The sequence below is a fragment of the Pseudoalteromonas sp. T1lg65 genome (genome assembly GCF_051930985.1).
Classification (GTDB): Bacteria; Pseudomonadota; Gammaproteobacteria; order Enterobacterales; family Alteromonadaceae; genus Pseudoalteromonas.
Genome location: NZ_CP196837.1, coordinates 901226 through 923253, shown reverse-complemented (window position 1 = coordinate 923253; position 22028 = coordinate 901226). Strand labels below are relative to the sequence as shown.

15 protein-coding genes are annotated in these 22028 nt (G+C 42.7%); 9 read left to right on the top strand and 6 right to left on the bottom strand.

Annotation, left to right across the window (positions count from 1 at the left end; all coding sequences use genetic code 11):
* Positions 1–115 precede the first annotated feature (115 nt).
* Together ACSLBF_RS03925 and ACSLBF_RS03920 are read left to right on the top strand one after the other, a co-directional pair.
* A complete protein-coding gene (locus tag ACSLBF_RS03925) occupies positions 116–1063 on the top strand; it encodes a D-2-hydroxyacid dehydrogenase (RefSeq protein ID WP_440055297.1) in 948 nt (315 codons plus the stop codon).
* Between the two features lie 209 nt (positions 1064–1272).
* Entirely contained in the window at positions 1273–1653 is a 381-nt protein-coding gene (locus ACSLBF_RS03920; protein ID WP_440055296.1) for a DUF3192 domain-containing protein, read from the top strand.
* Positions 1654–1760: 107 nt separating this feature from the next.
* Here ACSLBF_RS03920 and ACSLBF_RS03915 read toward each other — a convergent pair whose 3' ends face one another.
* Together ACSLBF_RS03915 and ACSLBF_RS03910 are read right to left on the bottom strand one after the other, a co-directional pair.
* Complete coding sequence (locus ACSLBF_RS03915) at positions 1761–2660, bottom strand: GGDEF domain-containing response regulator (protein WP_440055295.1); 900 nt, start codon at positions 2658–2660, stop codon at positions 1761–1763.
* Positions 2653–6372, bottom strand: coding sequence for an ATP-binding protein (locus ACSLBF_RS03910; RefSeq protein WP_440055294.1), 3720 nt, complete (start codon positions 6370–6372; stop codon positions 2653–2655). Before ACSLBF_RS03910 ends, ACSLBF_RS03915 begins: the two co-directional genes overlap by 8 nt.
* A gap of 234 nt (positions 6373–6606) precedes the next feature.
* On the opposite strand from ACSLBF_RS03910, the gene ACSLBF_RS03905 reads away from it, so the two are divergent.
* The 3 genes from ACSLBF_RS03905 (at position 6607) to ACSLBF_RS03895 (ending at position 10619) form a co-directional block, all read left to right on the top strand.
* The gene (locus ACSLBF_RS03905; RefSeq protein ID WP_440055293.1) at positions 6607–8190 is read left to right on the top strand and encodes a hypothetical protein; all 1584 of its coding nucleotides are present in this window, start codon (positions 6607–6609) and stop codon (positions 8188–8190) included.
* Between the two features lie 207 nt (positions 8191–8397).
* Positions 8398–9348: a GlxA family transcriptional regulator gene (locus tag ACSLBF_RS03900; RefSeq protein WP_440055292.1), complete on the top strand. Its 951-nt coding sequence runs from the start codon at positions 8398–8400 to the stop codon at positions 9346–9348.
* On the top strand, positions 9345–10619 hold the full coding sequence (locus ACSLBF_RS03895) for a S41 family peptidase (RefSeq protein ID WP_440055291.1): 1275 nt from the start codon (positions 9345–9347) through the stop codon (positions 10617–10619). The genes ACSLBF_RS03900 and ACSLBF_RS03895 overlap by 4 nt, the downstream gene beginning before the upstream one ends.
* Positions 10620–10665: 46 nt before the next feature.
* Here the strand turns inward: ACSLBF_RS03895 and ACSLBF_RS03890 are convergent, their stop codons facing one another.
* Positions 10666–12072 carry a PhoH family protein gene (locus tag ACSLBF_RS03890; protein ID WP_440055290.1) on the bottom strand — a complete coding sequence of 469 codons (1407 nt, stop codon included), beginning with the start codon at positions 12070–12072 and terminating at the stop codon, positions 10666–10668.
* 290 nt (positions 12073–12362) lie between these two features.
* Between ACSLBF_RS03890 and rapA the strand changes: the two genes are divergently transcribed.
* Positions 12363–15260: an RNA polymerase-associated protein RapA gene (rapA, locus tag ACSLBF_RS03885; RefSeq protein WP_440055289.1), complete on the top strand. Its 2898-nt coding sequence runs from the start codon at positions 12363–12365 to the stop codon at positions 15258–15260.
* Between the two features lie 133 nt (positions 15261–15393).
* A complete protein-coding gene (rluA, locus tag ACSLBF_RS03880) occupies positions 15394–16047 on the top strand; it encodes a bifunctional tRNA pseudouridine(32) synthase/23S rRNA pseudouridine(746) synthase RluA (RefSeq protein WP_440055288.1) in 654 nt (217 codons plus the stop codon).
* Here the strand turns inward: rluA and ACSLBF_RS03875 are convergent.
* Positions 16044–17360 carry a M20 metallopeptidase family protein gene (locus tag ACSLBF_RS03875; RefSeq protein ID WP_440055287.1) on the bottom strand — a complete coding sequence of 439 codons (1317 nt, stop codon included), beginning with the start codon at positions 17358–17360 and terminating at the stop codon, positions 16044–16046. The two genes, rluA and ACSLBF_RS03875, sit on opposite strands and share 4 nt — an antisense overlap.
* A 123-nt stretch (positions 17361–17483) precedes the next feature.
* Between ACSLBF_RS03875 and ACSLBF_RS03870 the strand changes: the two genes are divergently transcribed.
* A complete protein-coding gene (locus ACSLBF_RS03870) occupies positions 17484–18707 on the top strand; it encodes an HD-GYP domain-containing protein (protein WP_440055286.1) in 1224 nt (407 codons plus the stop codon).
* Here ACSLBF_RS03870 and ACSLBF_RS03865 read toward each other — a convergent pair.
* Both ACSLBF_RS03865 and ACSLBF_RS03860 read right to left on the bottom strand, forming a co-directional pair.
* Positions 18704–19654 (bottom strand): general secretion pathway protein GspB, encoded by a 951-nt coding sequence (locus ACSLBF_RS03865; protein WP_440055285.1) that lies wholly within the window; start codon positions 19652–19654, stop codon positions 18704–18706. The genes ACSLBF_RS03870 and ACSLBF_RS03865 overlap by 4 nt on opposite strands.
* Positions 19655–19662: 8 nt before the next feature.
* Positions 19663–20577, bottom strand: a complete 915-nt coding sequence (locus ACSLBF_RS03860) for an ExeA family protein (RefSeq protein ID WP_440055284.1) — start codon at positions 20575–20577, stop codon at positions 19663–19665.
* A 90-nt stretch (positions 20578–20667) separates the two neighbouring features.
* On the opposite strand from ACSLBF_RS03860, the gene ACSLBF_RS03855 reads away from it, so the two are divergent.
* The gene (locus tag ACSLBF_RS03855) at positions 20668–21780 is read left to right on the top strand and encodes a tRNA nucleotidyltransferase (RefSeq protein WP_440055283.1); all 1113 of its coding nucleotides are present in this window, start codon (positions 20668–20670) and stop codon (positions 21778–21780) included.
* Positions 21781–22028 lie beyond the last annotated feature (248 nt).

The following is a 22028-nucleotide window of genomic DNA, read 5'->3' as shown; positions in this document are numbered from 1 at the left end:
AGCTCATATCTTATGCCAACAGTCACAGGTTTGAACAAAATTCACACCTCAATGGGCAACAGAACCTAGTATAAACCTTAGTGTTAACTCTAAAGTCAAGTAAGGAATTAATATCGTGCAAATCGTCGTGCTAGACGCCAAAACTCTCGCTGGTAATGACCTCTCTCCGCTTTCAAGACTTGGAGAGCTGGCAATATATGAAACCACCAACGAGCAACAAATACTGGAAAGATGCAAAGACGCACAGGTGATAATCACCAACAAAGTAAAATTAAACGCGGCGACCCTTGAATCATTGCCGAAACTAAAGCTGATCTGTGTCGCTGCAACGGGCGTCAATAACATTGATTTACAAGCAGCAGCGGCGCAACACATTGCAGTTTACAACGTAGCGGGTTACTCCACGCCATCTGTCGTGCAACATACTTTTACTATGCTTGGAAATTTACTGTCGAACCTGCATCGTTATCAATTTGACTGTAAACAAGGCATGTGGCAACAAAGCGATATATTCTGTCGACTGGACTACCCTATTACGGAAATCGCCAACAAAAATTTCGCTATCATTGGTTATGGTGAACTCGGGGAAGCTGTGGCGGCTGTTGCCAAGGCCTTTGGAGCAAAGGTTATCATTGCAGAGCGAAAAGACGCTGACGCCGTGCGCTCGGGTAGAACCGAGTTTTATCAAGCCTTACGACAAGCTGATATTATTTCTATTCACTGTCCTTTAACAGACCAAACACGTAATCTGTTTGATCAACAAACGTTAGCGATGCTAAAAAGCACTGCTGTGATTATTAATACAGCTCGTGGCGGGATTGTTGATGAGCATGCTCTTGTCAATGCCTTACGAAACAATCAACTGGCAGGCGCCGCATTCGATGTATTATCGTCTGAGCCCGCGCAAAGCGACAATCCACTCGTTACCTATCAGGCAGAAAACTTGTTGCTTACCCCTCATATCGCATGGGCAAGCAAAGAATCCATTCAACGACTCATTGGCGAAATCGCTAACAACATTAGCGCATTCCATCAAGGAATCGATAAAAACCGGATTGTATAAAGGTAAAAGTGATATTCGCTATTTTTTGGTTAAAAAGGCTAAAACACAGTTGAAAGTGAAAAAACAACAGAACAAACAACATGTAACCATTTGTTTTTTATAAGCTTATTTTTTTGGCAAAGATATTGCTATAAAATTGAAAACTAAAATCAAACGTCTTTGAACCACATTTATTCAAACTTTCGAAGACAGTAACAAGGAACATCAAAATGAAAAAACTCGCGCTTGTAGCTGCTTTAAGCACCACTTTATTGTCTGGCTGTATCGTTGCGGTATCTGATGGTGAGTCAGAGCACGGTTGGGTTTCAGATTACAATTCTTCAAATTGGCAGCATGTTCAAAAAAGAAACAGAGATAAAATTGCCAGTCTTAAACTTGGTACTTCATATCATCAGGTAAAAGATATGTTTGCTACCCCAGATTACACCGAGCTGCTGTCAAAAGATGGTAGTACTTATCAAGTACTTTATTATCAAACCAACAGTCAGCATTCTGATGGCAAGGTAACCAAAGACGAGTGTACCCCCTTGGTATTTAAAAATGATGAGTTGATCGGCTATGGTGAATCTGCGATGTCTCAGATCCGATAAATTCAAATACCATTTAAAGGAATAACAGTTAGTAAATTCATTGGGCTAGTAATGAATGCTTGAGCAACAAAAGGATAAACTTGTTTCTCAAGCCCCTTCAGTTTCATTTATACCAACACCACAGCTTGCTGCTGTTGATGAGCATGTGAGAGCGCTTCATCAGCCATACCAATAATCCGCTTCGCTGTATACGAGGCTTGAGCTTTTAATCTTACAGCACCAATACTAACACTAACATGAGCACAAATTGGCGACGCCATATGTGATATTTGCAATTCATTAATTGCATCATGAACCCGCCACGCGAACTTTTCTAGTTGTTCAACCGTCAGGGAACATACAACAATCGCAAACCTTGTGCCATCAAACCGACCAACCACAGCACTATATTCATCAGCACTTGATTTGAGTTGTTTGGCAACTTTAATTAAGCACTCATCCCCTTGAGTGTAGCCGTAGTGTTCATTGAACTCTTTAAAATAGTCAAGCTCAATCAACATCACTGACAACGACTTCTGTAGGCCAGATATACTATCCAGTTCACTGGCTATCAGCTGTTCTAATCGCAAACGGTTAGGTAATTCAGTCAATCCATCAATGTTAACCAAGCTCTCTAACAAATCATTTTTTTGTTTAATGAGTAGTTGATTTTTAAGCCGTGCAGTCACAATCATCGGGTTAAACGGCTTAGTGATATAATCTGCAGCGCCTAGATGCAAACATCTTGCTTCGTCGCTAAAACTGACACTTGAGGAAATAATAATAACAGGAATGTTATACGTCTTCTGATCCTTCTTCAGCGCCTCTAATAACTGAAATCCATTACCATGGTCAATTTGCGTATCCATGATAATTAAATCGACTTGTATCGTGCGCAGGGTGTCAAAACACTGCTCACAACCGACTTTCTCAATCACTTGATATTGCTCAGATAAAGCATTTTTAAGCACCATACAGTTAAGCGGATCTTTATCGACAATTAGGATTACCGGCTTTGATTCACGCATGCTCAATGCTCAACTTTTTCAGCCTGATGTAGGTGATGACTTGCTCTAATGATTTGCGTAGTTCTTGCTGCAATGCAGTGTTGGTAATAATAGAGACCTGTTTACAATGGGCTTCTAGCAGCCTAGCGTTGGTTGCTAAACGTTTGAACCCTAGCCCCGCAGCAGAGCCCTTGATACCATGCGCCAAATTGAGCATTTTACTGGCGTCAGTGGTTTGCTGTAGTTGTTCGATATAGTCACTACAAAGTTTGGCAAATTTATTCAACATGGTATCCAAAAAAGCCTCATTATGCATCATTTGCGCTAATGCAAACTCATAATCGAAAAAGCACTGCTCATCCGTTACTTTTGATGTTAGGTTATTTGCAATACTGCGACAAGCTTTCTCGGTTCTGATCGGTTTTATTAGATAATCATTCATGCCAACTAAGCCAGCTTGTTCTCGCTCTTCTTTATGGGTGTTTGCAGTTAGCGCGATAATAGGTAGTTCCTGCTGGGAAAACTTTTCTCTTAATTGTTTCGTTGCTGCAAAGCCATCGACCTGAGGCATATGGATATCCATTAATACCACATCAGGTCGCAGTGCGGTACAGATCTCCACAATATGCTCAGCTGAGTCTAATACTGATACGCTAATTCCACTTTGCATCAGCATGTTAGCGGTAATTTCCAAATTAACGGTATTATCATCAACAACCAAACATAGAATGCCCGATATTTCGATAGTTTGCTTTTCTAGCGAATAAGAAGTGTGACCACGCTCAGATATCCAAGCATAAACAGCTTGAAAAAATGCGTCTGAGTTCAGTTCAACACTATTCGCAAAGGACAAACCATCGTTTTCGCTCATTAATAATAAAGCACGAGCTAAGTCAATATCATCGAGTACACTTTGTTTGATTGTTTTAGGCGGCACAATAAGTAAAGCACTATCTGAACCTTCAATGGTGTCTTTCAGCGTTTCAGAGGAAACCGGAACAATACTGTTATTAAAATAGCTTGGCAGGTAATGCGGCTTATCACACAACACAAACATTTTCTTATTGCCATCTAGAATAGAACAAGCACCTTTGTCCAGTACCAGTTCAAAGTAAAAGCAGCTGCCTTGCTTCGGAGTTGAATCAACGGCGACATTACCACCTAATAATTCGACTTCTTGCTTAACAATCGCTAAACCAAGACCAATTCCCTCGTGACGTCTGGCAAAACTCTCGTCTCCTTGAGTAAATGCATCAAATAAGTGTTCAACATCTTGTTGTTTAATACCAATTCCAGTATCCCAGACTTCAAACCGAACTTGTTGCTTGGTTGCTTCTTCACTTTGAACTTTTACATTTAGGCCTATTTTTCCTTCAATAGTGTATTTCACCGCATTACTTAAAAGATTTACCAATATCTGCTTGAGCTTATCTTCATCAGTGTACAGATAGGGCCACAAGTTCACATCAACATCTATCTCAAACCCTAATCGCTTTTGCGTACAAAGAGGACGGATCAAAGAGGCGACAGCCTCTATTGTTTGACTGGTTTGCAATGTTTCAAACTGAATACTCGCTTGGTGACTTTCTACTTTGGCAAACTCTAAAATACTGTTTAGCATTACGAGTAATTCGTTTGCCGCATTTGAAAGTTGATGCAATTGTTTGGTCTGATTAGGTGTCAACGCCTCACCAGCTATCATTTCAGCAAGCCCCAGAATTGCATTAATTGGCGTTCTAATTTCGTGGCTAATATTGGCGATAAAACGGCTTTTAGCCAACGTTGCTCGCTCTGCATCTTGTTTGGCAAGTAATAACCCGGTGATGTTTTGCAGATGAATCACATAGTACTGTGGCTGTCTATTTTTATCCCAAACAAGAGAAACATTGAGCTGCAACCACTGGTATTTACCAGATTGAGAAATCGTATGCTCGACTACCTTTTTATTTTCCTTTAACAACTCAGCCAAAATCGACTTCAACACTTTCCAGCTAGACTCTTCAAAAAAGTTTTGCAGGTGCTTACTCTGCACTGTCGCGGATTCGCCTAAAAACCGCCGTGCGGTTTTGTTCATTTCTAGCACGTCACCATCCACGCCAGCCAAAATAACCCCGTTCGGGGCATATTCAATGGCAGCACGGAAGTGTTCTTCCGAGTCACTAATCGCTTTGTAGGCTTGCTGTTGCGACGTAATGTCTCTGATCACACCTAAATAACCAATGAGTACACCAGTTTCAGACATAAGAGGCGATACCGTAAAAACAAAATGCGTCTCAGCAAAGCTGAAGTTACACGTCACGGCTTGATGTGCTTCTTTCATTACCGCTTCTTGCTCTAAAAAAATCGCAAATTTGCTGACATCTGGAACGGCATCCCCCGAAATTAAGGTACTTTTACTGATCCCCACAAACTTTTCAAATGCTCGGTTACAGCCAGTAAATACACCACTACTGTCTTTGAAATAAATCATATCGGGCACGGCATCCAAAACGGCATTAAGCAAAGCCGCCTGCTGCTCTTTTACTGCAAGGCTTTGTGTTAACGCATACTGTTTGCGTTTCACTTCATCATCTAACGCTTGATTGTGCTGTTGTAGCACAGACATCAACTGCTCTTTTTGCTCGACCACTTGTTTTACTTGTGCAAACCACGGCTGCCATTCTTCTGGAATAGAGTAGTTTTGAGTACTTGAAGGGGCACCGTCTTGCAACGATAAGAAGTTTACAAAATGGGTTAACGGCTTAATAAATATCTGACTACTCAGCCAAACAATCGCAATAAAAGTAAGCAAAATAAAAAAGATCAAAAAGCAAACTTCCAGCACCACTTCGTTTTGTAATGGCGTGGAAAAACGCTGATAGCTTTCAAAATAGTTGAGCTGCATCAGAGCTTTTGGCTGCTGTGAGAGAAATAACAAATCATCCTGCCATGGCGGATTGTCTCTAGCATTGACTTGAAGCCCCTTAAACAAAGCGCTTTCCCCAACGATAAGCTCTCCACTTTGATTAATCACTTCGATGCTGCCCTCAAGGCTGCCGATATTTTTTAACCAATTACCAACCGCATCACTGTCATAAACCATGATGATATGCGCATCGGTAACTGTTGAAGCTCGGTTACCAAACGCAAACAGTCGCCGGTCTTCTAATTCAACCAATTGGCTAACAGCAGGGCTACCACGGGAAAAATCAGGATTAAATCGTCCTGCAGATAGGTAAGTCAAAAACTGGCTACTAGATGTGTCTCTGCGCTTTACATACGCAAAACCGTCATCCTTTACATAGGCTATTGCATATAAAGCACCTTGCAATGCCAACGCCGCATCGAACGTTGAATCCAGCGATAAGGCGCGCTGCCATTGACTTGTAGCATCAGCGTCAGAAACAAACTGACCACGACCAATAATTTCACCGGAGTTATTCGGTAACAGCCGGTAATAGTAATTTTGATGTTGCTGAATGCTATCAAGCCACTGTGGCTCTTCTTGCAATGGTAACGGCCTTTGTAAACTGACCGTGATGCTATTGATCACAGCCTTTGCCGTGTTAGTTTCCTGATCCAATTGTTCTGTTAAATAGTGGTACTGTTCTAGCCTGAGCTTATATTGCCGCTCTAACTTAAGCTGATACATATGGTAACCGAGTACCAACACCACCAAAATTGGGATGACAACGGCAATCAACACCCCTTTTTTGTAGCTTTTCAACGGTAAGAATTGTTTTGTCGCATCCATGATGCCGAGCTGTTCCTTTTTTATTCTATGCTCCAAGGTTAGCGAGCTAATGGCTTGTTAGCAAGCGATAGATTTTCATTTTATCTCAAGGAGAAAAGAGTGTTTTGGTTTATGAAACAAGTAACTAGCAAAGTTAATGGTTTAATAAATTGAATGTCTAGTGCTATTGACCTTGATTGGATTCAAGGTACCTTATACTGGTCCAAAGAATAAAAACAACAGAGATATCCCACAATGAAGAAACAAACTTTTACGCTGCTCTTACTTAGCTGTTTATCTTATTCTGCGCTTGCTAATGAAAATACGCGCACTTTTCTAAGCAAAAAGGAGCTGAATAACCTATCAACGGAATTGCTTGAACAAATTGAGCGTTTGGATGCCACTGCGATTACCGTCAGAAATCAAACACGCACAGTAAAATGGCCTGACTACAAAGCAACCGCTTTGGCTAATCTTAATCGTGCAACCAGCTGGGAAGAACTTGCAACACAAGTCGCAAAACTTCACTATGGCATTGTAAATCGACACTCATATATCTCTTTTGAAGCACCTTTACCAAATGGCACAACATTGAATGTTGACCGTTGGCCAAAAATGGAATTGGGATATACTTGGCCAAACGTCTCTTTTTTTGATGTCAATTCGGGTAAAGCAGTAAGTAAAATCAATGACCAATCTGTTCATGCGCTTTTTGAAAATCACTACAACCACTACTGTAATATAGCTAACAGGCATGGATGCTTACGCGACTTCACTAATCAATTGGCTAAAGGGTACTGGTTTGCACAAAGCAGACAACCAATTACACTTAGTTATGCGGATGGCTCTAAACAAACCCTGTCACAAAAACAACTGACCACAAATACTAACGAATCTTCGAAATCAAACCAACTTGAGTCAGCTTGTGAGAATAATTACCTCAGTCCTGAGTTCACACTACGCTACTCAGGTGAACATGCTTGTTTGTACGACAATAAAGATGCTTATGTTCTCAAAATCAGTCACTTTCCAGCTTGGGGAACGGACGACGACGATATTTACTGTAACCGCTTCACCACAAACGGTATGTGTAAAGAAATTACTGAAATTATCAACAAGGCTAACTCAACACCCAAACCAAACTTGGTCATTGATCTACAAGGAAACAGAGGCGGTAGCGAAAACACACCATGGGTAGCAGCACTAACTCAAAATGGCTTTACCGATAACCTCATTCAGTACAAAAACATTACCGAGTTGAAGTATGAGTCGCTGAGAAGTCGTTTATTCTATGGCTTGGAAGAAGCCGAAACTTGGTATCAGTCCATAATGAAGTCATCACAGCACACCAACAGTCCTTTTCTTCCCGTGAGAGGTGATTTTTGTCGTGATGGCAACTGTAGCCTCCAAAAGGTGCCTTCAAACAAGCTGAACTTTCATTATGATACGCTCGCCATCGTGACCGATGAGGACTGTGTAAGCTCCTGCGACGACTTGGTATGGCGAACTAAAAAGTTTGCTGGTGCAACCGTTTACGGCCAACCACCTAGTTCCGATGGTGCTTATGCAAGTGCCAAAGGCCATATATTGCTAACTAAATCAGGAGAAGTACAAACAGTGCTTGCTGGCGGTTATAGCAGCACACCCGATTTCGGTGAAGACAAACACTTGATTACTTTTCGAGTTCCGGTAGTTAAAACCGTCAACGAGCATGGAAAGCTTTTAGAAGGTGACGCTTCAGTATTGGATGTCCCTTTGGAAATAAATCGTAGCAACTATAACCACATAAAATTGGATAATGTGGTTAGGACTGTAGACTTAACATCAAGTAAAAACTAACGGCGTGAATAAACGCACTCCTGAGCCCTTCGCGGAGGGCTCTTTGACACCTCGAAGACATTCCATCTTGCCATCACGATACACCTAACAGTGAAACGCGCCGTGATAAACACAGCAAAGCTTGAGTGTCAAAAATGTCCTTTTATGTCGTAAATAGGTGCAAAAAACCATTTAGGTTTGCGATATAGTCATGCTTCGGAGGTGAGTATGGCAATTAAACAAGTATTTTTTATCGCAGATGGATTTCAAGCATTGGACTTATTTGGTCCGTTAGATGCCTTTATGGAAACCAATTTCTTTATTCCAGATGCTTATCAATCTCAGTTGCTAAGTTTATCCAAAACAGTGGTCAAAACATCTTATGGTCACCAGCTGATACCAGATCTCAGTCTCGATGAGTCTTTTGATTGTGATGATTTATTCATTTGTGGTGGCACAGGGATGAGAACTTTGCAGCTGAGTGACCATCAACTTGAGCAATTAAGCGCGATAGCGAATAGAGCTAAGCGCGTGATCAGCATTTGTACTGGGGCATTTATTCTCGCAAAGCTCTTCCCAGATGAGGCTATTTCCATGACCTCCCATTGGCGACACTGCGAAACCCTATCCCAACAAAGTCCGAATGCCAACGTCCTGTGTGAACCACTATATGTAAAGTGTGGTAATAAATGGTCCTCCGCGGGAGTCCTGTCAGGTGTAGACCTCGCGTTTGCTCTAATCAAGGAAGACCACGGCAATGTCATTGCAGCGAAAGTTGCAAGGGAGCTAGTGGTCTACTCACAACGCGCAGGTTCACAAAACCAATTTTCAGACATGCTACAAGTGCAATCAGGGGACAGTCTAAAGTTGTCACCTCTACTAGATTGGTTAACTGATAATGTTGATAAATCAATCACGGTAAATGAGATGGCTGATTATCTTGGTTTGAGCACCAAACAGTTAACGCGCCGCTTCAAACACCATCTAAATTGCACACCTAGTCACTATTTTAAGAAAATGAAACTCAACTATGCCAGAGACATACTAGGAACTGAAAACATCAGTGTTGAGCAAGTAGCTCGAAAAGTTGGCTTTAACAGCTACGACAGCTTTCGCCGAGCCTTTTATCGCCAGTTTTCTATTTCCCCGTCCACTTTATCGAAGGGATTATCACTATGATTTTCCGTGCAATATCAATGTTTAGTCTTTGCTGCCTGAGTTACAGCGCGCACGCTAATAATGCCACAACTCAAACAAACAACTGGACCGAAGACATCAATTTTTATACAGAACAAGTAAAGTCAAAGCATATCAATCCCTTTCATACTCTCTCTGAGACTGAATTTGATCAAAAAGTTGCTACGCTTAAACAGGCGCTGCCAACCCTACCAGAAGTTGAAATAGAGACTCAATTAGCCGGAATTACGGCTTCAATTGGTGATGGCCACACCAGCTATTTTATGATGTCAGGTCCTCATAAACACTACCCGCTGCGTTTCAAGTTTTTTGAGGGAAAGTTAAGAATTATTGGCACTAGCGACAAATATAAGGCGCTGCTTGGTCATGAGCTAATAAGTATTAACTCCGTTTCAGTTGCGACTCTTTTCAATATCCTTTCTGGTTATTTACCCAGTGTCGATAACCACTTCAGTCAACAAATTCAGTTTGAGTTTTATGTTACTTTAGAAAAGCTACTGCGAGGACTTGGCATAGTCACAGCAGACAAACCTGCGCGTTTCACTACAAGAGGTAATATCGAGACCACCACAACGGTTATCAGTCCAGTCTCAATGAGAGAGTTTAGCCAAGTAAATTCTGCGTTCGAGCGCAAAGTGCCTAAGCTGAGTTTCCAACAAACAAATATGGATGGTATTGAGCTCGCGTTCATAAATGGTAACACGGCATATTTCCAATTTAGTCACTATCCCAGCTTGGACCAAGTCATGGCGCAATGTGCAGCGCTACAATCCAACCTTACAGCAAACAAAGTATCCAAACTAATCATTGATTTTCGCGATAATGGCGGTGGTAACTTCTATGTCGGCCTAGCATTTTCAGCCTGTTTGCAACCACTTGAACAAGTCGATTGGTTAAATGGGGTCGTGGTTTTAACCAGCGGCTACACATATTCCGCGGCAATGAGTAATACCGTGCAATTTAAACAAATACTGAATGCAAAAATTATTGGCGAGCCTACCGGCGGCGACCCTAATACTTTTGCTGAGAGTTATCGTTTTGAATTACCCAATTCAAAACGTAGCGTTAGTTTGTCTGTTCGTTACTATCCTTTCACTGAGCAAGCTGCTGATGCGGTTTATCCCGATATCACGGTCAAGCCAACATGGGAAAGCTATCAACAAGGTAAGGACATCGTATTACTGAGCGCATTACGTTTTTTACAACATCCAACAATGCATACTCATAGTGAGACTGATGCATTTACATTCTAGTTTGATAGAGCTCAGCCTCTCGGGTTTGAGAGGCTGAAATTAGGCGTTATAAATTTTCTTCGGCAAAACTTGCCAAACGGCTTCTTACCACGCCATTGAGGTTAATTGTCGCACTACCTTCAAAGTCTTTAAACCTCTCAACTATGTAGGTCAAACCTGACGTTACAGGAGTGAGGTAATTGCTGTCGATCTGTGCCAAGTTGCCTGTACAAATCAACTTCGTGCCTTCACCACAACGTGTAATGATGGTTTTAAGTTGTGAGGCCGTTAAGTTTTGACTTTCATCCAGTATGACGATGGCATTTTGAATGCTTCGACCACGCATAAAATTGACCGATTTAAACTGAATATTGGCTTTTTCCATGATGTAATTTCGACTGGATATCGGGCTTTCATCATGTTTGTGTAACACTTCCAGCGTATCTGTAATTGCGGCTAACCATGGTGCCATTTTTTCTTCTTCAGTGCCGGGTAAAAAGCCAATACTCTCTGCTATTTCAGGGGTATTACGGGTCACAATGACCTTGTCATACACACCTTTTTCAATCGTCATTTCCAAAGCACATGCTAAAGCGAGTAAGGTTTTACCACACCCCGCGGGACCAGTAAGTAATACCAGTTCGATTTCTGGATCCAGCAGCGCATCTAACGCCATGCCTTGATTGATATTTTTCGGTTTTACTCCCCATGCTTGACGATGCATCAACCGCTCAACACCGAGGTCTCTTAGCTGAACATGTTCGTTATCATATCCCACCACACGTGCAGCGAATTGATCGCCTTCATCGATAAGGTATTCATTAGCAAACACATCGGGTAGCTGTGCTTTTGGCACGTTGTGAATTGTATAATGCCCTTGCAGTTGCGACTGGCACTCTCCCACATTTTGCCAAAAATCTCCGGGAATTTTGATATAACCGGTGGTCAATAGGTTTATATCGTCGATAAGTTGATCGGTTCTATAGTCCTCTACAAACTTAAGCCCAGCACCTTTTGCTTTGAGGCGCATATTGATGTCTTTGGTAACTAACACGACACGCTTGTCACTGTACTGATTTTGTAAATGCACAGCACAGTTGATAATGCGGTGGTCATTTTCATTACCCGGGAGCCCAGAAATGCTGTCCGCAAACAAGTGATCGTTTACAATAATCAACTTTCCTGAACTTGGTTTGTGTGGGCCATCAAGCTTAATGGTTGGTAACCTCACTCCTTCTAGCATTTGTTCCGGTGTCGCATCCTTGAGTATATCGTCGAGACCACGGATAGCCACTCTGGCATCCCGGCTCACATCACTCTTTCTGTCTTTAATGTGGTCGAGTTCTTCTAGGACTGTCATCGGGATTACTACATCGTGCTCTTGGAAGGAAAGGTAGGCAAGTGGTTCATGGAGAAGTACGTTAGTATCAAGCACGTACACTTTATTGTCGTCGTCTCGGTCGTTTTTTCCCATAGCGCATTCCTATCGTTTGTAGATTATTATGCTATACCCAAATATCAAATGGCGGCTGTCCATTTGGGGTATAGTTTTAGTTTAGTCTATTTGTCACAAAAGTCCTTTTTATGACAAATTAACTAATGGTTAGCATCACCATTTAAAACAATTGTTTAGCTCTTAACTTTGATGCAACGCAAACAAACGCTAGACTCGGAATAGTCGGTAATTATAGGTAACTAGCGTATTGAACATGGTTGAGCTTATGGGTAACATAGCCGCCTTTTTTCTGCAAAGACGAGATAGACATGAATTTTTCCTTAGGTCAGCGTTGGATAAGTGATACAGAATCAGATTTAGGATTAGGCACCATAGTTGCGCTTGAAGGGCGTCAGGTGACCATTTTATTTCCAGCGAGTGGAGAAAACCGTGTTTACTCAGTGTCAGAAGCCCCCGTTACCCGCGTGATGTTTAACCCAGGCGACATTATTCGCCACGTCGAAGAGTGGGAAATGCAAGTCGAAAATATCGACTTGCAAGGTGAGCTGATTTGTTACCATGGTACTCGTGTAGATAATGGTGAAGCCGTATCAATGAAAGAAACCTTTCTTGATCACTTCATTAAGTTCAATAAACCGCAAGATCGCCTTTTCGCGGGTCAAATCGACCGCTTTGACCGCTACACCTTGCGTTATCAAACGTGGCAACATCAACTAAATAGAGAGCAGTCACACCTAAAAGGGTTAATAGGACAACGCGCCAGCCTCATTCCACACCAGCTTTATATCGCAGACGAAGTTGGCCAGCGCTTTGCGCCACGAGTCTTGCTTTCAGATGAAGTCGGCTTAGGTAAAACGATTGAAGCAGGCATGATTTTGCATCAACAATTGCTTACAGGCAGAGCCAATCGAGTACTAATTATCGTACCTGAAAGCTTGCAACATCAGTGGTTAGTAGAAATGATGCGCCGCTTTAACCTGTACTTTTCTATTTTTGATGAAGAGCGTTGTAGCGAGGCTTATGCTGATGCGCCTAACGTATTCGAAACAGAACAATTAGTATTAGTGAGCCTTGAATTTATTACTAAAAAGCGCCGCTGGTTTGAACAAGCCACCTTAGCTGATTGGGATTTATTAATTGTCGATGAAGCCCACCACCTAACCGTAGAAAAAGACAAACCAAGTACCGAATATCAACGTATTGCTGAGTTGTCGCAAGACATTCCTGGGCTTATTTTGTTAACCGCAACGCCTGACCAACTAGGTCACCGTAGTCATTTTGCGCGTTTGCAACTATTAGACCCTGATCGTTTTTATGATTATGACGCGTTTGTTGAGGAAGAAAATCACTATAAAGACGTGGCAGACGCCGCCAATGCACTACTGCAAGATCAACAGCTCACAGAAGCTGCGAAAAACACACTGACAGAGCTGCTCAAAGAAACCGATGTCTCAGAGTTGCTCAGCAAAGCTCAGCAGGGCTGTGAAGCTTCCAAACAAACTATTTTATCCATGCTACTGGATAGGCATGGGACAGGCCGTATTCTGTTTAGAAATAGCCGTAGTGGCATTGCTGGCTACCCAAGCAGAAAACTGCACCACTACCCTGTGCCTTTACCTAAACAATACAAAACCGCAATGTCAGTGATGGGTAATATTAGTGGCATCCAAAGTGCTGAACTGAGTGCCAAGCGTGCCTTATTCCCGGAAAAAATCTTTCAAGAATTTGAAGGAGAAGGCAGTGGCTGGACACAGTTTGATCCGCGCGTTGAGTGGCTGATCGCAAAACTAAAAGAGCTGAAACAGGAAAAAGTGCTGCTGATTTGCGCCAAAGCAGAAACCGCAATTAGCCTTGAGCAAACACTGCGCGAACGAGAAGCGATTAAAGCAGCGGTATTCCACGAAGGGATGTCGATTATTGAGCGCGACCGTGCCGCAGCTTACTTTGCCGATGAATACGACAGTGCTCAGGTACTGTTATGTTCAGAGATCGGTTCAGAAGGCCGTAATTTCCAGTTCTCACATCATTTGGTGCTGTTTGACCTGCCACTCAACCCTGACTTGCTAGAGCAGCGTATCGGGCGATTAGACCGCATTGGTCAGCAATATGATATCAACATTCATGTGCCGTACTTTGAAAATACCGCACAAGAGGTGTTGTTACGTTGGTATCATGAAGGTTTGGATGCATTTGAATCAACCAGCACCACCGGACAACTTCTGTATACCGCATTTTCAGAAGAATTACTTGAGCTGATCGCCGCACATAATTGTGATGAGGATGAGCTTGACCCGTTACTTGAACAAGTCGCTAAAGAAAATCGACTACTCAAAGCAAAAATGGAACAAGGCCGTGATCGTCTATTGGAACTACATTCGAGTGGCCAAGGTAAATGCGACGACCTAGTCAAAGAAATTGAAGCGCTGGATGACGATGTTGTACTGCCTACCTTCATGATCAATGTATTTGATACTTTTGGGGTTAATCAAGAAGATAAGGGTGAAAATACCATCATTCTTAAACCCACAGAGCACATGTTAAACCCATCATTCCCATGTCTGCGAGATGAAGGGATCACGGTAACGTTTGACCGCACCACCGCACTATCTCAAGAAGACGCACAGTTTATTAGTTGGGATCACCCAATGGTGAATGGTGTGATGGATATGATCTGTAACGACGACTTTGGCTGTGCCTCAGTGGCACTGCTAAAAAACAATAAGTTACCAGTTGGTACTTTCTTTGTTGAATTGATCTTTGTTGCAGAAACATCCGCACCTAAAGCGCTACAACTTGGTCGTTTTTTACCTCCTACGCCAATCAGGGTTTTGCTAGACAAAGCAGGCAATAACCTTGCGGCGAATGTTGCTTTTGATACCTTTAATCAACAGCTTTCTGCCGTTGGTAGGCAAACTGGTAGCAAGTTAGCAAACGCACTGCAAAGTGCAATTCACCCTCTAATAAACCAAGCCAACGACATAGCACAAACGCAATTGGCATCATTGCAACAATCTGCAATGACCAGCATGTTAACGCAAATGGAAGCTGAACAAAGTCGATTAAAAGCGTTAAAAGCGATTAATCCAAATATTCGTGACGAAGAAATTACAGTATTTGATAAACAACGTGAGCAACTACAAACACATATTGGAAAAGCGCAATTAAAACTTGATGCTATTCGCTTAATTGTAGTTTCTAATCAGTAATCTCGTGGGGGGCATACTTCCCCCCAACTTTCCCTCAAGCTTGGGTTAAAAACATTTACCCAATCCCAAAAACCATTACAATAGCGGGCTTGTTCCAATTCGCTTCATGACGTGTTCTATTTTGAGGTAAGCTTTGCTACTTAACTACACTCCTCCACTTGATCCCTACTTAGACATTCTTTACCAAGATGAAGATATGCTGGTGCTCAACAAACCGAGTGGATTACTTACGGTGCCGGGCAAAGATCCTAAACATTGGGACAGTGCTATTGCTCGCGTTAACTTTGTTTATCCCAACGCAAAAATCGTCCACCGTTTAGATATGGCAACGTCTGGCGTGTTATGTTTGGCAATGAACAAAACAGCACATCGCTATTTAAGTATTCAGTTTCAGGACCGCTTAACCAGTAAACGCTACATTGCGCGTGTCCATGGTCACCTTAATGACCAAACAGGTTCGGTCGATCTCCCGCTGGTTTGCGATTGGCCAAATCGTCCCAAACAAATGGTTTGTCATGAAACCGGAAAACCTTCGCTGACACACTACGAAGTATTAGCATACGAAGAACAAGCCACGCGAGTATCATTAACACCGATCACGGGACGGTCTCACCAGCTACGAGTTCATATGCTGTCGCTTGGGCATGTCATCTTGGGAGATAGGCTTTACGCTCAAGGTGAGGCGCTAGCTGCAGCATCCAGGCTACAGCTTCACGCTGAAATGTTGCAAATTCGTCATCCAACCAGCCATGAGTTAATGACTTTTATCGCACCAACGCCTTTTTAATCTTGATTAAACAAATGCAAGGCACCTGAAGTCATCGCCCGCACACCAGTTTCTATTGCTAATGGATAGTCCGGTGCAAATTTACTGGAATGTAACGAGGGTAATTGACTGCCAGACTTCATCGCAGCTGCGTAACGGTTTGGCTCCACGCCCCCTAGCCAAAATAGGGTAATTGGCACGTTTTCTTCTGTACGACCATACAAACCAAAGTCTTCTCCAGCCATAACGGGTTGCCCTTTTTCGACATTTTCCGCTCCCAACTCACTCACAAATGCCTGTTCCACGTGACCTGCCAAAGCGGGGTCGTTGTAGGTTGAGGGAATGCTTTCACTCTCGTGAACAATGACTTCAGGGAAAAATGCTTCCGTCAAACCTGCACTCATCGCAATACCAGCACTTAAGCGTTTAATTTTGGCAATTTGTTGGTCACGTACCTCTGGGTTATAAGAACGTAGCGTAAGCTGCAATTTCACTTCGTTAGAAATAATATTGTGCTTACTGCCGCCATGAATTGAGCCCACCGTGATCACCGATGGCTCAAGTGGCGAAATTTCTCTTGCCGTGATGGTCTGCAATGCTAAAACAATTCTTGATGCCAGCACCACGGGATCGACAGTGGTATGCGGATAGGCACCATGTCCTCCTTTTCCCTTAACGATAACATCAACAGAGTCAACATTCGCCATTGCATAGCCCGGTGCAACCGCGACTTTGCCAGCAGGAATGGCTGCGCTCACATGCAAGCCCAATACATGATCCGGTTTTGCAAATTGGGTAAACAAGCCTTGTGCTAACATCGCCTTAGCGCCCCCTCCCACTTCTTCTGCGGGCTGTGCAACTAACATCAAGGTTCCTTGCCACTGCTCGCGCCTATCAGCCAATTGCTTTGCTGTACCAATTAAGCTAGTCATATGGATATCATGTCCACATCCATGCATAACCCCCACCGTGTTACCCGACTTATCTTGCACCGTGACAGTAGAGGCGTAAGATTTTCCGGTTTGTTCCGTGATAGGCAATGCATCCATATCAGCACGCAACATCACCGTAGGTCCTTTACCATTTTTTAAGAGGCCTACGACTCCAAACCCCCCCACATTTTCACTCACCTCAAAGCCTAAAGCCCGCATTTCTTTGGCTAACCGTGCCGAAGTGTGTTTTTCTTGATAAGACAATTCTGGGTTTTGATGTAGGTGAAGATACAAAGAGTTAAGTGAGGGTAAATCTGTTAGCACCGTTTGCTGTAACTCGGTTGCCGAAGCCAATCCTGCCGTTAGCGCTAATGACGCTAAAATGAATTTATCTGCTCGCATAATGCTATCCTTTTTCTTCTAGCATGAGCTTTTGGGTAAATAAAATCAATTCATAAATCCAGCCTAGCTTTCCATTTTAATTATTTTTGCTAGTCTTTATAACTCAACAGTAAGGAATTCAGCATGTCAGAAATCAACATAGGTATCAATGAGTTAGAGCCAGGCATGTTTGTTGTTAATGTGGTAAAACAAACTGGACAGATTGCCGTTAAAAGTAAAGGCTGGGTTAGAACAGCTGCAAGCATCGAAAAACTTAAAAACTGTGGCGTTATTGAGATCACCGTCGACCCGAGTAAAAGACTCTCTGAACATCCACCTACCGAAGCTGCTGAAGAACCAAAAGAAGTTGAACAACCACCAAAAACTCAAACTGAAGATCCCCCTGATCCATTTGAAAAAACGGTCAGTGTCGAGTCTGAATTACAACTCGCGACTAAACTTTATGAAGAGGCTAAGTCCCTTCAACAAAAAGCCTTTGAGAACGTAAAAACTGGAAAAGCTATCGAGATAGATGCATTTAAAGAGGTTGCTAGTGGCTTTATCGATTCGGTATTCCGCAATCAAGATGCTTTAGCTTGCATCACCAGAATTCGAGAAAAAGATGCTTATTTACTAGAGCACTCAGTGAACGTCTCGATCCTAATGGCAATCTATTGTAAGCATGCAGGTTTCTCAAGAGCGCTTACTGAAGAATTAACTACAGGTGCACTGCTCCACGATATTGGTAAAATTGAAATTCCCGACTCTGTGCTACACAAGAAAAGTAAGCTTTCAGACGATGAATACACGCTAATGAAAGCCCATGCAAAATACAGCTATGAGATACTACTTAGTTCAGGCTTTAGTACCATCGCTTGTGAAATTGCGGGACTACATCACGAGCGATTAGATGGCTCAGGCTATCCTTATGGAAAATCAGCAGAAAACATTCCAAATCATGTCAGAATCGCTGCGATATTGGACGTTTATGACGCATTAACAGCAGAGCGTGTCTATAAGGAAGGCATGACACCGATTCGTGCATTTAGAGCTATTAAAGAAGATTGTCCTCGTCACTTCGACCCTGATATTTTGGCAAAGTTTATCGCATGTATCGGCATCTACCCAGTTGGTACGTTAGTTAAACTAAGCAGTGGCAAGGTCGGCGTGATAGCTCAAAGTAATTCTGAATACCCGTTAAAGCCCGTTGTAAAAGTGTTTTATCACGCAAAACACATGCACTACATTGAAGTCACGGATATCGATTTAAGCGCCAAGCGCGTCAACGACGAACTAGAATCAGCAATCAAGCCTGAAGAGTTCAAGCTTGATCTGATCAAGTTTTTCAAGATGTCTATGCTGCCTTAAGGACGCCAGTCCTGCATAGCTTCCAATGAGAATTCTATGCCATCGAAATCAAATAAGGTTTGCTCTGGTGTGATCTCAACCACTGTTAAAGCACCAAGGCTATCACCTTCATACAATGGACGATTATTAATTTTTATCCAACGTTTGCTGGCTTCTGTGGCATAAATATGCGCCTGATAAACCATGCTTGGGATTGCAGAGCGTAGGTTTAGTGGCAACATATCAATAGGCAGCGCTTCGGCACTATCTTTGGTCGCTGAAATCGACTTGGTGTTAGACACTGAACTTGATTCAGTATCCTTAACTGCTTGGTCAAAAGCAGCTTTCAGCTCATCAGAGACTCCTTCAAGCTCATCGGGTTCAGCTTCTGGTTCCAGTTGTTTACCAAGCACCTGAAAACCTTCAAACTCATTCACGCTTTGTGTTGCAGACTGATCATGTCTTGTTTGCTTTGGTGCAGAGTCAGGTATATTTGAAATGGCGTCAACAGGCACGAGTTGCTGCTCGTAAATCGGATTCCCTTGTAAATCATATCCAATCTGAACTGACATCCACTGATAGTGCTTTTCTGGATGCGCAGGCACAGAATCTTGCTGCGCAGTCTGAGGAGCCTGTTGAACCTTAGGCACTGTCTCGCTAGGTTTGTCTTCTACTTTGCTTGATACATCGCTAGTTGCTTGAACTGAGGTTACCTGTTCTTTTTGTAACGAAACCGAGTCCACAATTAGATTACTCGAGGTGGTTTCAGTATGTAACGGCTGCAAGGGTACGAGTTTACCAAAGTAAAAACCGGCTGATAGTGAAACCGCCGATAGCACCACACCAGCCATAACCAAGGAAAGACGTTTATACATTGCCAATTGCGCATGCTGACGCTGCTCTACATAAGCCAGCTCTGGGTTCATTGCGTTTTCAGATTGTTTTACTGCACTGGTTAAATACGACATAAGTACTCCTATATGGCCTGTGCTAGGCCATAGCCTGCAATAAACAATAATCCAAACCAGGCGCTCGCAATTCTGATCATATTCGATTTTTGTACTTGTGGTTGCGGTACTAGATTGATAGGTAGCGCTTCTTTTGCAGCTTGCACCGCAATCTCTTTACTCACTTGCGTTTGTGATGATGAATAGGCACCGAGTAAGCACCGATCGGCTAGCAAGTTGATCAGACGAGGGATCCCCGAAGTAACCTGATGAATATAAGCCACAGCATCATGATGAAACAATGCTTGTTGGCACCCTGCTTTTTGTAAGCGGTGCTGAATATAAGCAAAAACCTGAGGCTCGGTGAGCGGTAATAAGTGATAACGCGCAGTGATCCGCTGAGCTAACTGCCGCAACTCGTTACGCTGTAATAGCTGTTGTAACTCAGGCTGACCAACGAGCACGATCTGAAGTAATTTTTTATGGTCTGTTTCTAAATTTGTTAGTAAGCGTAATTGCTCTAATACCTCAGGTGCCAAGTGCTGAGCTTCATCAATAATCAGCATCGTGTGACCACCACCTTGATGGTTTTCCAGTAATCGCGCCTTGATAACGTCAGTCAGTGATTTTAGGGTCGCGTGTTGTGCGTCATAAGTAATCTTTAGTTCGTCACATAAAGTTGCTAACAACTCTAGCTCAGAAAGCGCTGGATTTAGAATAAATGCAACTTGCGTGGATTCAGGGAGTTGCGCCAGCATGCTACGAGTCACTGTGGTTTTCCCAGTTCCCACTTCTCCGGTCAATAATACAAATCCCCCAGCGTCGCCCAAACCATAGGTTAGATGAGCTAGCGCCTCTTTGTGTCGTTCACTCAAAAATAAAAACTCAGGATTAGGGGCAATTGAAAAGGGTTTTTCGGTCAACCCAAAATAGCGTAAATACACGATTTGTCTCTTTATTGTTATGATGTCCTTATAATGGCAAAAACCATATCAAGTTAAAACCATGATGAACACAAATTTGGCAGAAACAGTATGAATATCTATTTAGTCGGTGGCGCAGTTAGAGATGAATTACTTGGACGTAAGATAAAAGAACGGGATTATGTGGTTGTTGGTAGTTCCCCCGAAGAAATGCAGCGCCTCGGTTATAAACAAGTCGGTAAAGATTTTCCTGTGTTTTTGCATCCTAAAACCAAAGATGAACACGCTCTGGCGCGTACCGAGCGCAAAAGTGGTCAAGGTTACACTGGATTTATTTGTGACTTTGGACCAGAAGTAACACTGGAAGAAGACTTGATGCGTCGCGACTTGACTATCAATGCCATTGCTAAAGGACCTGACGGAACGCTTATCGATCCCTATCACGGCCTACAAGATCTCGAATCTCGTACACTCAGGCATGTTAGCGAAGCTTTTCAAGAAGATCCCCTACGGGTACTTAGGGTTGCCCGATTTGCAGCTCGATACCATGAATATGGCTTTACCATTGCACCTGAAACGCTGCAATTAATGAAAAGCATGGTGGCAAAGGGAGAGCTTGCGACATTAACTAAAGAACGCGTCTGGATGGAAGTTGAAAAAACAATCGAAGATCAGGCACTACACCACTTTTTAGAAATACTGAACGAGCTAGGTGCACTCTCAGCGGCACTGTCATTTTTTTCTCATTGGCAAACGTCTTATACCGAGCAGATGCAGCAGTGTATCGAGCGCTTAACAACCCAACATAATAACAATCCACAGGCTATTTTTTGCTTCGCTTGGTATTTGTCCAATAACGGTGAAGGTGATCTCACGCTCGCCAAACAGGCTAAAGTACCTAATGCCTATCAAGATGCGGCAAATGATCTTGATAGTAACTTACAGCTACTTACACAGCAGCAAGACAGCAAAACCCTCTTGTTGCTCATGCAAAACCTTGACGCTTGGCGACGTCCGTCAAGACTTGAACTATTTTGTTATATCGCTAGCAATTTAGATCCGACGACGACTCACCAATGTGAGCAATTACAAACCAGCTATTGGGCTACAACCCAGCTCAATGTAAAGCAGTTAATAGACAAAGGTTATCAAGGCAAAGAAATAAAAGTTCAACTGGATAAGCTGCGATTAGCGTGTATCTCGGAAGCCTTATCTCAATACTAATTATAAGTAAGATGAAAATCACTTAATGGGTGTGAAGGAATGTCGCTGAAGATTTTTTCACCCCCTATCTCAGAGTAAACGACAACACGCCAGTTTATCTAAACTCTAATCTAAATGGTGCGGCCAAACAATAAGCACTCAAATCTGACTTTTTATTATAACAACTTTTGCAATATGCAGTCTTTGAACTTGGCATTTTTGTTACGCTGAAGTTGCTAGTCTTTTTTACTGTAGAACCTGCCAAATTA

Coding starts and splice junctions, on each gene's coding strand:
- ACSLBF_RS03920 (WP_440055296.1), top strand. CDS start 1,273: ATGAAAAAACTCGCGCTTGTAGCTGCTTTAAGCACCACTTTATTGTCT.
- ACSLBF_RS03915 (WP_440055295.1), bottom strand. CDS start 2,660: ATGCGTGAATCAAAGCCGGTAATCCTAATTGTCGATAAAGATCCGCTT.
- ACSLBF_RS03910 (WP_440055294.1), bottom strand. CDS start 6,372: ATGGATGCGACAAAACAATTCTTACCGTTGAAAAGCTACAAAAAAGGG.
- ACSLBF_RS03905 (WP_440055293.1), top strand. CDS start 6,607: ATGAAGAAACAAACTTTTACGCTGCTCTTACTTAGCTGTTTATCTTAT.
- ACSLBF_RS03900 (WP_440055292.1), top strand. CDS start 8,398: ATGGCAATTAAACAAGTATTTTTTATCGCAGATGGATTTCAAGCATTG.
- ACSLBF_RS03895 (WP_440055291.1), top strand. CDS start 9,345: ATGATTTTCCGTGCAATATCAATGTTTAGTCTTTGCTGCCTGAGTTAC.
- ACSLBF_RS03890 (WP_440055290.1), bottom strand. CDS start 12,072: ATGGGAAAAAACGACCGAGACGACGACAATAAAGTGTACGTGCTTGAT.
- rapA (WP_440055289.1), top strand. CDS start 12,363: ATGAATTTTTCCTTAGGTCAGCGTTGGATAAGTGATACAGAATCAGAT.
- ACSLBF_RS03875 (WP_440055287.1), bottom strand. CDS start 17,360: ATGCGAGCAGATAAATTCATTTTAGCGTCATTAGCGCTAACGGCAGGA.
- ACSLBF_RS03870 (WP_440055286.1), top strand. CDS start 17,484: ATGTCAGAAATCAACATAGGTATCAATGAGTTAGAGCCAGGCATGTTT.
- ACSLBF_RS03865 (WP_440055285.1), bottom strand. CDS start 19,654: ATGTCGTATTTAACCAGTGCAGTAAAACAATCTGAAAACGCAATGAAC.
- ACSLBF_RS03855 (WP_440055283.1), top strand. CDS start 20,668: ATGAATATCTATTTAGTCGGTGGCGCAGTTAGAGATGAATTACTTGGA.